The sequence below is a fragment of the Burkholderia sp. Ac-20379 genome (assembly GCF_017104645.1).
Taxonomy (GTDB): Bacteria; Pseudomonadota; Gammaproteobacteria; order Burkholderiales; family Burkholderiaceae; genus Burkholderia.
The window spans coordinates 1-12,676 of sequence record NZ_JAAGPF010000218.1 but is presented as its reverse complement, the minus strand read 5'-3'; the positions used below and the strand labels follow the sequence as shown (position 1 = coordinate 12,676).

General features: G+C 68.8%; 11 protein-coding genes. 8 read left to right on the top strand and 3 right to left on the bottom strand.

The window, feature by feature from the left end:
• Window positions 1-66 precede the first annotated feature (66 nt).
• From G3N92_RS23195 to G3N92_RS23160, 8 genes are all read left to right on the top strand, one after another.
• Window positions 67-393, top strand: coding sequence for an AzlD domain-containing protein (locus G3N92_RS23195; protein ID WP_206129920.1), 327 nt, complete (start codon window positions 67-69; stop codon window positions 391-393).
• A gap of 240 nt (window positions 394-633) precedes the next feature.
• The gene (locus G3N92_RS23190; protein WP_206129919.1) at window positions 634-1,833 is read left to right on the top strand and encodes a phosphoglycerate kinase; all 1,200 of its coding nucleotides are present in this window, start codon (window positions 634-636) and stop codon (window positions 1,831-1,833) included.
• A 259-nt stretch (window positions 1,834-2,092) separates the two neighbouring features.
• Window positions 2,093-3,529, top strand: coding sequence for a pyruvate kinase (gene pyk, locus G3N92_RS23185; protein ID WP_206129918.1), 1,437 nt, complete (start codon window positions 2,093-2,095; stop codon window positions 3,527-3,529).
• Window positions 3,530-3,831: 302 nt separating this feature from the next.
• Window positions 3,832-4,896: a class II fructose-bisphosphate aldolase gene (fba, locus tag G3N92_RS23180; protein ID WP_206129917.1), complete on the top strand. Its 1,065-nt coding sequence runs from the start codon at window positions 3,832-3,834 to the stop codon at window positions 4,894-4,896.
• Between the two features lie 123 nt (window positions 4,897-5,019).
• On the top strand, window positions 5,020-5,910 hold the full coding sequence (locus tag G3N92_RS23175) for a phosphoribosylaminoimidazolesuccinocarboxamide synthase (RefSeq protein WP_206129916.1): 891 nt from the start codon (window positions 5,020-5,022) through the stop codon (window positions 5,908-5,910).
• 41 nt (window positions 5,911-5,951) lie between these two features.
• Window positions 5,952-6,470 carry a 5-(carboxyamino)imidazole ribonucleotide mutase gene (purE, locus tag G3N92_RS23170; RefSeq protein ID WP_206129915.1) on the top strand — a complete coding sequence of 173 codons (519 nt, stop codon included), beginning with the start codon at window positions 5,952-5,954 and terminating at the stop codon, window positions 6,468-6,470.
• A gap of 70 nt (window positions 6,471-6,540) precedes the next feature.
• Complete coding sequence (locus tag G3N92_RS23165; protein WP_206129914.1) at window positions 6,541-7,734, top strand: 5-(carboxyamino)imidazole ribonucleotide synthase; 1,194 nt, start codon at window positions 6,541-6,543, stop codon at window positions 7,732-7,734.
• Window positions 7,735-7,747: 13 nt separating this feature from the next.
• On the top strand, window positions 7,748-8,815 hold the full coding sequence (locus tag G3N92_RS23160) for an L-threonylcarbamoyladenylate synthase (protein ID WP_241014974.1): 1,068 nt from the start codon (window positions 7,748-7,750) through the stop codon (window positions 8,813-8,815).
• Window positions 8,816-8,921: 106 nt separating this feature from the next.
• Here the strand turns inward: G3N92_RS23160 and G3N92_RS23155 are convergent, their stop codons facing one another.
• The 3 genes from G3N92_RS23155 to dacB form a co-directional block, all read right to left on the bottom strand.
• Window positions 8,922-10,061 (bottom strand): SGNH/GDSL hydrolase family protein, encoded by a 1,140-nt coding sequence (locus tag G3N92_RS23155; RefSeq protein ID WP_206129913.1) that lies wholly within the window; start codon window positions 10,059-10,061, stop codon window positions 8,922-8,924.
• 33 nt (window positions 10,062-10,094) lie between these two features.
• Window positions 10,095-11,060: a sterol desaturase family protein gene (locus G3N92_RS23150; protein WP_206129912.1), complete on the bottom strand. Its 966-nt coding sequence runs from the start codon at window positions 11,058-11,060 to the stop codon at window positions 10,095-10,097.
• Window positions 11,061-11,260: 200 nt separating this feature from the next.
• A partial coding sequence (gene dacB / locus G3N92_RS23145; protein WP_206129911.1) for a D-alanyl-D-alanine carboxypeptidase/D-alanyl-D-alanine-endopeptidase occupies window positions 11,261-12,676 on the bottom strand: 1,416 nt, incomplete at its 5' end.

The following is a 12,676-nucleotide window of genomic DNA, read 5'->3' as shown; positions in this document are numbered from 1 at the left end:
CGAGGTCCGGCCGCGCGACGCGGTCGATCCGGCCGACGCCGCGCGCGACGGCGAGGGCGGCGCGCGATGAGCGACTACGCCATGACCTGGTGGGCGATCGCCGGCATGACGGTGGTCACGGCGATCACGCGCGCGCTGTTCCTGATCGGCGGCGAGCGCACCATCCTGCCCGAGCGCGCCCAGCGCGCGATGCGCTACGCGCCGGCCGCCGCGCTCGTCGCGGTGGTGCTGCCCGACGTGCTCGACACGCCGGCCGGCCTCTCGTTCGCGCTTTCCAATCACGATTTCTACGCCGCCGCGGCCGGTCTCGCCTGGTTTTTGTGGCGGCGCAGCATGATCGGCACGATCCTGATCGGGATGGCCGTTTTCACGCTGCTGCGCCTGGTCGTATGACGGTCCGCCGCCCCGCGCGGCGCGGGTTCTTCATGCTGCGACGCAGCATCGAAAGCGCCGCGTCAAATATGGGGAATTCGCCGTGCGGCGGGGCAGGCCGCGGGGTCGATCGGCTAGAATGAGTTTTTCCCGAAATTTCGCGCGCGTCGCACGGCCCAGCCCGGCCGTCCGGCGCCCTTGTCGGCAGCCCGCGCGCGATCTTTCCGCAACGCCTTCCTTCATCAACCTTCAATCAATCCCATGAGCCAAGTTAAGCGTCTTACCGACCTGATCGCCGAGGGGAAAGTCTCCGGCAAACGCGTCTTTATCCGCGCCGATCTGAACGTGCCGCAGGACGATCACGGCAACATCACCGAAGACACCCGCGTGCGCGCGTCGGTTCCGGCGATCCGCGCGGCGCTCGACGCTGGCGCCGCCGTGATGGTCACCTCGCACCTGGGCCGTCCGACGGAAGGCGAATTCAAGCCCGAGGATTCGCTCGCTCCCGTCGCCACGCGCCTGGCCGAACTGCTCGGCCGCGATGTCCCGTTGATCGCGAACTGGGTCGAGAACGGCGTGAAGGTCGCGCCGGGCGACGTCGTGCTGCTCGAGAACTGCCGCGTCAACAAGGGCGAGAAGAAGAACGACGACACGCTGGCGCAGAAGATGGCCGCGCTGTGCGACATCTACGTCAACGACGCGTTCGGCACCGCCCACCGCGCCGAGGCCTCCACCCACGGCATCGCCAAGTTCGCGCCGGTCGCCTGCGCGGGCCCGCTGCTCGCCGCGGAACTCGAGGCGCTCGGCAAGGCGCTCGGCAACCCGAAGCGCCCGCTGGTGGCGATCGTGGCCGGCTCGAAGGTGTCGACCAAGCTGACGATCCTGAAGTCGCTGGCCGAGAAGGTCGATCAGCTGATCGTCGGCGGCGGCATCGCCAACACGTTCATGCTGGCCGCGGGCCTGAAGATCGGCAAGTCGCTGGCCGAGCCGGATCTGGTGGCCGAAGCCAAGACCATCATCGATGCGGCGCGCGAGCGCGGCGCCTCGGTGCCGATCCCGTCGGACGTGGTGGTGGCCAAGGAGTTTTCGGCCACGGCCGTGGCGACGGTCAAGAAGGTCGACGACATCATGGACGACGACCTGATCCTCGACATCGGCCCGGACACCGCCAAGGCGCTGGCCGGCCAGCTCGAAAAGGCCGGCACGATCGTCTGGAACGGCCCGGTGGGCGTGTTCGAGTTCGCGCCGTTCGAGAACGGCACCAGGACGCTCGCCGAAGCGATCGCCAATTCGCCGGCGTTCTCGATCGCCGGCGGCGGCGACACGCTCGCGGCCATCGCCAAGTACGGCATCCACGACAAGGTCAGCTACATCTCGACGGGCGGCGGCGCCTTCCTCGAATTCCTGGAAGGCAAGACGCTGCCGGCCGTGGAAGTGCTCGAGACGCGCGGCGCGGCCTGAGGATGACGCGCGGTCGCGCGTGGCGCGCGCCGGAAGGCGGGCAGGGGCGGCGCGGGCACGCCCCGGTTCCCGCACCGGCGGGCGGCGAGGCCGGAAGGCCGGCCGCCCGGCCGCGATGCATACGGATTACAGCCAGAACAAAGCGACGCCGGCCGACGATGCCGGCGCGCGCACCGGAGCACCGGCCGCTGGGCCGGCGGGATCCGGCTTTCGCAGCAGTCTCTCCAGCGCATCCACCCCGACCCTCAAGAGGAGTTTCATGTTTCGCGCCACCAAGATAGTCGCCACGATCGGCCCTGCCTCCAGCTCGCCCGAGATTCTGCTGCAGATGATTCAGGCGGGGCTCGACGTCGTACGACTCAATTTTTCGCACGGCACGGCCGACGATCACCGTCAGCGCGCCGAGATGGTTCGCGAGGCCGCTCGCAAGGTCGGCCGCGAGATCGCGATCATGGCCGACCTGCAAGGTCCGAAGATCCGCGTCGGCAAGTTCGAGAACGGCAAGACCCAGCTCGAGCCGGGCCAGCCGTTCATCCTCGACGCAGGCTGCGAGCTCGGCAACGACGAGCGCGTCGGCCTCGACTACAAGGATCTGCCGCGCGACCTGAAATCCGGCGACCTGCTGCTGCTCAACGACGGCCTGATCGTGCTGACCGTCGAGCGCGTGCTCGGCGAGGAGATCCACACGACGGTCAAGGTGGGCGGCGAACTGTCGAACAACAAGGGCATCAACCGCCAGGGCGGCGGCCTGTCCGCGCCGGCGCTGACGGCCAAGGACATGGAAGACATCCGCACCGCGATGTCGCTCGGCGCGGACATGGTGGCGGTGTCGTTCCCGAAGAACGCCACCGACATGGAAATGGCGCGCCAGCTCGCGAACATCGCGGGCGCGCCGTACGGCATCAAGCCGAAGATGATCGCCAAGATCGAGCGCGCGGAGGCGATTCCGGCGCTGCAGGACATCCTCGACGCCTCGGACGGCATCATGGTCGCGCGCGGCGACCTGGCCGTGGAAGTGGGCAACGCGGCCGTGCCGGCGCTGCAAAAGCGCATGATCCGCATGGCGCGCGAGTCGAACAAGCTCGTCATCACCGCCACCCAGATGATGGAATCGATGATCCACGCCCCGGTGCCGACCCGCGCCGAAGTGTCGGACGTCGCCAACGCCGTGCTGGACGGCACCGACGCCGTGATGCTGTCGGCCGAATCGGCCGCCGGCAAGTACCCGGTCGTCACGATCGAAACCATGGCGGCGATCTGCGTCGAGGCCGAGAAATCCGAACGCGTCGAGCTCGACAAGGATTTCCTCGACCGCACGTTCACCCGGATCGATCAGTCGATCGCGATGGGCGCGCTGTTCACGGCCCACCACCTCGGCGCGAAGGCCATCATCGCGCTGACCGAATCGGGCTCGACGGCGCTGTGGATGTCGCGTCACATCACCCACGTGCCGATCTTCGCGCTGACGCCGCGGGTCGGCAGCGAGCGCGCCATGGCGCTGTTCCGCAACGTCGTGCCGCTGCACGTCGACTTCAACAGCGACCGCGATTCGGCGCTGCAGGCGGCGCTCGAGATCGTGATCCGCCAGGGTTATGTGGTGCGCGGCGACATGGTGGTGCTGACCGTCGGCGAGCCGATGGGGCAGGCGGGCGGCACCAATACGCTGAAGATCGTGCGCGTCGGCGACGCGTTCTGAGCCTGCCCGGTTCGCCGGGCCGGAAAAACGCCGCGTGGGGGCCGGATCGCCCCGCGCGGCTTTTTTTCGCTTTTTTTCGTGGTACACCGAACGAAAGCTGTCGCGATTTCCGTGATACACGAAACGGAAGTCGTAACAAATTGCGGAATCCGCCCGTAATCGGGACTAAACGCGGAGCGCTTCGCGATAAAATGTCGCCCATTCAACGCTCGGCCGCGTGCGCCGCCCCCCCGATGGTTGCCGGGGCAGGCAGCGCGCCGCCAACTCAGGGCGCGCCGGTTTTCATTCCATGGAGTACCACAATGCCTCTCGTATCAATGCGTCAACTGCTGGACCACGCAGCGGAACACAGCTACGGCCTGCCGGCATTCAACGTGAACAACCTGGAGCAGGTGCAGGCGATCATGGCGGCGGCCGACGAAGTCGGCGCGCCCGTGATCATGCAAGCCTCGGCCGGCGCCCGGAAGTACGCGGGTGAAGCGTTCCTGCGCCATCTGATCGAATCGGCGGTCGAATCGTATCCGCACATCCCGGTCGTGATGCACCAGGATCACGGCCAGTCGCCGGCGGTCTGCCTCGCGGCGATCCGCAGCGGTTTCACCAGCGTCATGATGGACGGTTCGCTGGAAGCCGACGGCAAGACGGTGGCGTCGTATGAATACAACGTCGACGTGTCGCGTCGCGTGGTGGAAATGGCGCACTCGATCGGCGTGACGGTCGAAGCCGAACTCGGCGTGCTCGGCTCGCTCGAAACCATGAAGGGCGACAAGGAAGACGGCCACGGCGCCGACGGCACGATGACGCGCGAGCAGCTGCTGACCGATCCGGAGCAGGCCACCGACTTCGTCAAGCAAACCCAGTGCGACGCGCTCGCGATCGCGATCGGCACCTCGCACGGCGCCTACAAGTTCTCGAAGAAGCCCACGGGCGACATCCTGTCGATCTCGCGCATCAAGGAAATCCACGCACGCATTCCGAACACGCACCTGGTGATGCACGGTTCGTCGTCGGTGCCGCAGGAGCTGCTCGCGGAAATCCGCGAATTCGGCGGCGACATGAAGGAAACCTACGGCGTGCCGGTCGAGGAAATCCAGGAAGGCATCAAGCACGGCGTGCGCAAGATCAACATCGATACCGACCTGCGTCTGGCGATCACCGGCGCGATCCGCCGTTACTTCGTCGAGAACCCGGGCAAGTTCGATCCGCGCGACTACCTGAAGCCGGCGCGCGAAGCCGCGAAGAAGGTTTGTGTGGCGCGTTATCTCGCTTTTGGCTGCGAAGGTCAGGCCGGCAAGATCAAGCCCGTGTCGCTCGACAAGATCGCCGAGCGCTACAAGGCTGGCGAGCTCGCCCAGCTCGTGCGCTAACATATCGGTTTTGCCGCCCGCGGTTCGGGGCGGCGCCGGCCGGAAATTCAGCCGCCGTTCCCGCCTGTCCGCGGGGAACGGCGTTTCCCTTTTTGTTTGGCCCCATTTTCTGCGAAGACGACGATGTCTACCCTTTACGAATCCACGCTCCGCTCGCTGCCGCTTCTCGGTCGCGGCAAGGTCCGCGATAACTACGCGGTCGGCACCGACAAGCTCTTGATCGTCACGACCGACCGCCTTTCGGCGTTCGACGTGGTGATGGGCGAGCCGATTCCGAACAAGGGTCGCGTCCTGAACCAGATGGCCAACTTCTGGTTCGACAAGCTTTCGCACATCGTCCCGAACCACCTGACGGGCGACGCCCCGGAAGCCGTGGTGGCCGCCGACGAAGTCGCGCAGGTCGAGGGCCGCGGCGTGGTGGTCAAGCGTCTCGAGCCGATCATGATCGAGGCCGTGGTGCGCGGCTACCTGGCCGGCAGCGGCTGGAAGGATTACCAGGCGACCGGCGCCGTGTGCGGCGTGGAACTGCCGGAAGGCCTGCAAAACGCGCAGAAGCTGCCCGAGCCGATCTTCACGCCGGCCGCCAAGGCCGAAATGGGTCACCACGACGAAAACATCTCGTACGACGAATGCGAGCGCCGCATCGGCACCGAGCTGAGCGCGACGATCCGCGACATCTCGATCCGCCTGTACAAGGAAGCGGCCGATTACGCGGCCACGCGCGGCATCATCATCGCCGACACCAAGTTCGAATTCGGCCTCGACCAGCACGGCAAGCTGTTCCTGATGGACGAGGCGCTGACGGCCGATTCGTCGCGCTTCTGGCCGGCCGATCAGTACGAAGTGGGCACCAACCCGCCGTCGTTCGACAAGCAGTTCGTGCGCGACTGGCTCGAAACCCAGGATTGGGGCAAGACGGCGCCGGCGCCGAAGCTGCCGGACGACGTGGTCGCCCGCACCAGCGCCAAGTACCAGGAAGCGCTCGAGCGCATCACCGGCCAGACGCTCGCGTAAGCGGCGGGCCAGCAGCGGATCAACGAAGGAAACGTCGCACGATGAGTGAAGTCCAGACCGCCCACACGCACAGCGCGCCGCTGATCGGCGTGCTGATGGGTTCCAGTTCCGATTGGGACGTGATGAAGCAGGCCGTCGCGATCCTGCAGGAGTTCGACGTGCCTTACGAGGCCAAGGTCGTCTCCGCGCACCGGATGCCCGACGAGATGTTCGACTACGCCGAGAAAGCGCGCGAGCGCGGGCTGCGGGCGATCATCGCCGGCGCCGGCGGCGCGGCGCATCTGCCCGGCATGCTGGCCGCCAAGACCACCGTGCCGGTGCTCGGCGTGCCGGTGGCGAGCAAGTACCTGAAGGGCGTCGATTCGCTGCACTCGATCGTGCAGATGCCCAAGGGCGTGCCGGTCGCGACGTTCGCGATCGGCGAGGCCGGCGCGGCCAACGCGGCGCTGTTCGCCGTGTCGCTGCTGGCCGGCACCTCGGCCGAGTACGCGAACCGGCTCGCCGCATTCCGCGTGCGCCAGAACGAAGCCGCGCACGCGATGGTATTGCCGCCGCTGTAAGCGGCCCGCAACGACGTCCCCTGGCGGCGCGCGCTTCGCCCGACGAAGCCCGCCGCGACCGATCACTGACATGACTGCACACTCCACTCCGGTTTCACCGATCCTGCCCGGCGCCTGGCTCGGCATGGTCGGCGGCGGCCAGCTCGGCCGCATGTTCTGCTTCGCGGCCCAATCGATGGGCTATCGCGTCGCGGTGCTCGACCCCGACGCGGCGAGCCCCGCCGGCGCCGTGGCCGATCGCCATCTGCGCGCCGCTTACGACGACGAGGCCGCGCTGGCCGAACTCGCGGCGCTGTGCGAAGCCGTATCGACCGAGTTCGAGAACGTGCCGGCCGCGAGCCTCGATTTCCTCGCGCAGACCACCTTCGTCGCGCCCGCCGGGCGCTGCGTGGCGATCGCGCAGGACCGGATCGCGGAGAAGCGCTTCATCGCCGCCTCGGGCGTGCCGGTCGCGCCGCATGTCGTGATCGAATCGGCCGAGGCGCTGGCCGCGCTCGGCAACGCAGAGCTCGACGCCGTGCTGCCCGGCATCCTCAAGACGGCCCGCATGGGCTACGACGGCAAGGGCCAGGTGCGCGTCGCGAACGCCGCCGAGGCGCGCGCCGCGTTCGGCGCGCTGCGCGGCGTGCCGTGCGTGCTCGAAAAGCGCCTGCTGCTGAAATACGAAGTGTCGGCGCTGATCGCGCGCGGCGCCGATGGCAAATCGGCCGTGTTCCCGCTCGCGCAGAACACCCACGTGGACGGCATCCTCGCGCTGACCGTGGTGCCCGCGCCGGCCGCCGACGCCGCGCTCGCGGCCACGGCGCAGCAGGCCGCGGTGCGCATCGCCGATTCGCTCGATTACGTCGGCGTGCTGTGCGTCGAATTCTTCGTGCTGGAAGACGGCTCGCTGGTCGCCAACGAAATGGCGCCGCGTCCGCACAATTCCGGCCATTACACGGTGGACGCCTGCGCGGCCAGCCAGTTCGAGCAGCAGGTACGCGCGATGGCGCGGCTGCCGCTCGGCAACCCGCGCCAGCATTCGCCGGCCACCATGGTCAACGTGCTCGGCGACGTGTGGTTCGCCGATCCCGCCGCCGAAGCCGTCACGCCGCCGTGGGATCGGGTGGCCGCGATGGCGTCGGCGCATCTGCATCTGTACGGCAAGGAAGACGCGCGCGTCGGCCGCAAGATGGGCCACGTGAACTTCACGGCGGAAACGCTCGGCGAGGCCGTCGAGGCCGCCGAGGCGTGCGCGCGCCTGCTGCGCATTCCGCTCGCGTAAGGGGCGCGCCACGATGAGTTCCGACGCCCGTTCCACTTCCGCGTTGCCGCCGGTGTCGCCCGTTCCGCCCGTGCCGCAGGCGGCGATCGACGAGGCCGCCGCGAAGCTTGCGGCGGGCGAGCTCGTCGCGTTTCCGACCGAAACCGTCTACGGGCTCGGCGCCGATGCGGCCAGCCCCGAAGCGGTGGCGCGGATCTACGCGGCGAAGGGCCGGCCGTCGAACCATCCGGTGATCGTCCATCTGCCGCCCGGCGGCGATCCGGGCTACTGGGTGCAGTCGCTGCCCACCGACGCGCGCACGCTGATCGAGGCGTTCTGGCCGGGCCCGCTCACGCTGATCCTCAAGCGCGCCGCGCATATTCCCGATGCCGTCAGCGGCGGCCAGGATTCGGTCGCGCTGCGCTGCCCGTCGCATCCGGTCGCTCAGCAACTGCTGGCCGCATTCAGCGCGTTGCGCGACGGGCATGGCGGCGTGGCCGGGCCCTCCGCGAACCGCTTCGGCCACGTCAGCCCGACCACCGCGCAGCACGTGCGCGACGAGTTCGGCGCGAGCGTGCACGTGCTCGACGGCGGCGCGTCCGACGTCGGCATCGAATCGACCATTCTCGACCTGTCGCGCGGTTTCCCGGCGCTGCTGCGCCCGGGGCACGTCACGCCGCAGCAGATCGCCGACGTGCTCGGCACGGTGGTGCGCCTGCCCGACGGCAGCGACGCCAGCGCGCCGCGCGCCTCGGGCACGCTGAAGGCGCATTACGCGCCGCGCACGCCGCTCGCGCTGCTGCCGTTCGATCGGCTCGAATTGCTGCTCGATGCGGCGGCCGAAGCCGGCGAGCCGGTGGCGCTGGTGGCGCGCGCGTCCAGCGCACGCGACTGGGCGACCGCGCCCGGCGTGCATTTCGTGGCCGCGCCCGAAGATCCGCAAGCTTATGCGCGCGAGCTGTACAGCCTGCTGCGCGCGCTCGATCGTGCCGACGTGGCACGCATTCTCGTCGAACAACTGCCCGATACGCCGGATTGGGTGGCCGTCAACGACCGGCTCGGCCGGGCCGCGGCGGCGTTCGAGCAGGGCGCGTCGCACTGAGCGCGGCGGCCCGAACGACATCGGCCGCACCCAATCGCCCGCACCATGAAAAACGCCCGGCATGCCGGGCGTTTTCGCGTTGCGGGGATGAACCCGAGGCGCCGGCTTACTTGCCGACGCCGGCCGCCGCGATCTGCGATTCGACGAACTGCGCGAACAGCGCGTGCAGGCGCGTGGTCGGGTGGACCGTATCCGCGAACATGTAGGTCTGGTCGGCGTTCGCCACCGTGTAGGTTTGCGGCGAGCAGAACAGCGACGAGGCGAACGCGCTCGGGTTGGCGACGCCGGCCTTGGCGGCCGCCGCGGCCATCGCCGTCAGGTTGCAGGCCGTGCCGGTGTTGCCGACCGTGAAGCCGCTGGCCGCGAAGTTCGCGCCGATGCCGTCCTGCCAGGTGAACGCGTCCATCACCTTGACCTTGGTGGTGTCGACCTGGAGCGCCGTGAGCGTGGCCGTCAGCGTCTGGTTGAACAGCGCGGAGAGCTGCGTCAGCGCGGCCTGCGTGGCGGCGCCGCCGGCCAGCGCGAGCGGCGTGGTGCCGATGTCGGGCATGTTCGAGACGAACACGTGGGTCGCGCCGTTGGCCGGGATCTGCGCGATCACCGCGCCCAGTTGCTGCGCGGCGAGGCCCACGGCCTGCGCGGCGGCGAGCTGCGCGGCCTGCGTGTTGCCGGCTGCCTGCGCGACTTGCGCTTGATACAGGATGTCGTTCGCGCCGCCGTTGATCAGCACGATCTGGTTCGCATTGAAGCTGCCGTGCGCCTGCAGGTATTGCTGGAGCTGGGTGGCGATCGGCGTGGTGGTGGCCTGCGCGTAGTCGGCGTTGGCGACCGATGCGTCGGCGTGGCCGAGGCCCGGCTGCAGCGTCACGCGCGAGCCGCCCTGCGCATAGCCGAGGCCGCCGGTGGCCTGCAGCGGTACGCCGAACCCGCCTTCGTACGCGGGCTTGAGCGTATCGCCGTAGAACTCGGCGACCTTCTGCGTCCACACTTCGCCCGGGTTGGTCGTGAAGCGGCCGCCGCCGAAGCCGAGCAGGATCTGCGGCGAATAGGTGCCGACGTCGGACAGGCTGTCGCCGAACGACACGATCTGCATCTTCACGCTGGCCGACGCGGCGGGCGCGGGGCTGTTGTCGTCACCGCCGCCGCAGGCGGCGAGCAGCGCCAGCGCCGCGCTCGCGATGGCGAGCTGGGCGGTGCGCTTCAGACGGCTGGGCAGGCGGCGCGTCGCGGTGGTGTTCGGCTTCATGCAGTTATCTCCTCGTTGATATGGCCAGATTGTTTATGCGTCGTCCGACGCGTGTTGCCCGATGTCCGGCGGCAGGGCGGCGGGTTGCCGCGGGTCGCCGGTTTCCCCCCGGGATGCGGCCGTTGCGGGTCGCAACGTGCCGGCAATGTGCGCATGATAAGCGCTCGCCCACTCGGGCGGCCCGAAAATCGCGCGCCACTTGTTGCGCGCGCCGCCGACGCGAAACGCGTCGGCGGCCATCGAGCGCCATTCGTGAAAGGTCGCGATCAGCGGGTTGTTCGAGCCGAGCGGTTCGACGATGCCGTAGACGGGCGGATCGCGCGGATCCTCCTCGACGAAGCTGCCGAACAGCCGATCCCAGATCACCAGCACGCCCGCGTAGTTGCGGTCGATGTAGCGCGGGTTGCGCGCGTGATGGGCGCGGTGGATCGACGGCGTGTTGAGCACATGCTCGAGCCAGCCGAGCTTCGGAATCGCCTGGGTGTGCACGAAGAACTGGAACGCCAGGTTGATCAGCACGATGCCGACGATCTGCTGCGGCGGAAAGCCGAGGAACGCGAGCGGCAGCCAGAACGCCCACATGCCGGCGATCGGATACATCAGGCTCTGGCGGAACGCGGTCGAGAAATTGAGCCGTTCGGACGAGTGATGCACCACGTGCGCGGCCCACAGCCAGCGCACGCGATGGCTCGCGCGATGAAACCCGTAATAGAGCAGATCCTGCGCGACGAACAGCACGAAAAAGGCGAACCAGCTCGACGGCCAGTTGAACAGCCGGTAGTGGTCGTAGCAATACGCGTAGAGCGGGATCACCACGAGCCACGCGAGCTTGTCGGCGCCTTGATGCATCAGCGCGAGCGCGGCGTTGCAAAGCGTGTCGCGCCAATCGTAGAGATGGTCCTGCGGGCGTGTGCGGGCGAGGTGCCACGCCTCCCAGCCGATGCAGAGCAGGAACACGGGCGCCAGCGCGAGCAACAGCAATTCGACGTTGAATTGCATGGGCGTCTCCCCCTTTTTTCGAATCTGGCCAGCCATCGCCCCGGCGTCCTGGTCAGGCCGGGTGGGATGCGAAGCCAAAGCGTACGCAATCGCCGCGCGCGGCGCGACAAGTTCCGTAGAGGGAGTGTTCGGGGGAGGGTTTGCCCGCAAGGCGGGGCGGGCGACGGCGCCGCGCCGCCCGTTTCAAACGCCGCCGCGGCTCAGTGCGGGCCGTCGTAGACCCATTCGAGCAGCGCGTCGTGCGCGGCGCGCGCGGCGCTGGCGCGCGGATCGTTGATGAAGCTGACCACCACGTAGCTGTTGCCGTCCGCCGAGGCCACGTAGCCGGCGATCGCGCGCACGTCGCGCAGCGTGCCCGTCTTGATGTGCGCGTTGCCGAGCACCGGCTGGTTGGTCAGGCGGCGCGCCATCGTGCCGTCCACGCCCGCCACCGGCAGCGAATCGACGAACGACTGCGCGACCGGGCTGGCGTTGGCCGCCTGCAGCAGCGCGGCGAGCGAGCGCGCGCTGACGTGCTCGTCGCGCGACAGGCCCGAGCCGTTGTCGAGCACGAGATCCGGCATCGCGATGCCGCTGCGTTGCAGGAACGCGTGGATCACGCTCGACGACTGCTCGGGCGTGGCCGGCGGCTTGCCCTGGATCGCGCCGATCGCCAGGAACAGGTTGCGCGCCATCGTGTTGTTGCTGTTCTTGTTGATGTCGTACACCACGCTCGACAGCACCGGCCCGCGATGCACGGCCACCGGGCGCGCCGCGGCCGGCACCTTGCCTTCGAGGATCTGGCCGTTGAACGTGCCGCCCGTCGATCGCCACAGCGCGAGGAAGCCCTGCGAGAAGAACTGCGAATGATCGAGCACGGCCACGTTGGTGGTGATCGGCGGGCAGTTCTGCGCGAAGCGGCCCATGAAGGCGGCGGTGAGCGCGCCGTTCGGGCCGGCCGAGATGTGCGGCTGCGCGGCGGCGTAGGAGGTGGCGCACGAGGTGCCGCTCTCGTTGACCTGGTTGTCGATCGTCAGGTTCGCGAGCGGCGGCAGCACGTCGATCGCGACGCTGCCGCTGTCGGTCGGCGTGACCGTGAACGACAGCGCCTTGAACGCGTAGAGCAGCGGGTCGGGGCCGACGTTGTAGGGCGCCGATACGTCGTCGTCGAACGACGGCAGATCGCGCGTGGACGGCGCGAAGAAGGTCTTGTCGAGCACCAGCGCGCCGTCGACGTTGACGATGCCGGCGCGGCGGATCTTGTCGACCAGGTCGATCAGTTCCTCGGGCACCAGCTTCGGATCGCCGGTGCCCTTGATGTACAGGTTGCCGTGCAGCGTGCCGGCCGGGTCGACCGTGCCGTCCGCGTAGGCGCTGGTGCGGAAGCGGTAATCGGCGCCGAGCATCGCGAGGCCCGACCAGGTCGTGACGAGCTTCATGGTGGAGGCCGGCAGCATCGGCCGCTGGCCGTTCCAGTCGACGGTCGGCTCGCGCGCGCCGATCTTCTCGATCACCACGCTGAGGCTCGAGGCCGGCACGTGCGCGCGTTGCAGGGCGGCCAGCACCGACGACGGCAGGATCCCGCGCGCGGCGGCCACGCTGGCGGCGGGCGCGGCGGATACGGCGGCGGCATGGCG

Coding starts and splice junctions, on each gene's coding strand:
- G3N92_RS23195 (WP_206129920.1), top strand. CDS start 67: ATGAGCGACTACGCCATGACCTGGTGGGCGATCGCCGGCATGACGGTG.
- G3N92_RS23190 (WP_206129919.1), top strand. CDS start 634: ATGAGCCAAGTTAAGCGTCTTACCGACCTGATCGCCGAGGGGAAAGTC.
- pyk (WP_206129918.1), top strand. CDS start 2,093: ATGTTTCGCGCCACCAAGATAGTCGCCACGATCGGCCCTGCCTCCAGC.
- fba (WP_206129917.1), top strand. CDS start 3,832: ATGCCTCTCGTATCAATGCGTCAACTGCTGGACCACGCAGCGGAACAC.
- G3N92_RS23175 (WP_206129916.1), top strand. CDS start 5,020: ATGTCTACCCTTTACGAATCCACGCTCCGCTCGCTGCCGCTTCTCGGT.
- purE (WP_206129915.1), top strand. CDS start 5,952: ATGAGTGAAGTCCAGACCGCCCACACGCACAGCGCGCCGCTGATCGGC.
- G3N92_RS23165 (WP_206129914.1), top strand. CDS start 6,541: ATGACTGCACACTCCACTCCGGTTTCACCGATCCTGCCCGGCGCCTGG.
- G3N92_RS23160 (WP_241014974.1), top strand. CDS start 7,748: ATGAGTTCCGACGCCCGTTCCACTTCCGCGTTGCCGCCGGTGTCGCCC.
- G3N92_RS23155 (WP_206129913.1), bottom strand. CDS start 10,061: ATGAAGCCGAACACCACCGCGACGCGCCGCCTGCCCAGCCGTCTGAAG.
- G3N92_RS23150 (WP_206129912.1), bottom strand. CDS start 11,060: ATGCAATTCAACGTCGAATTGCTGTTGCTCGCGCTGGCGCCCGTGTTC.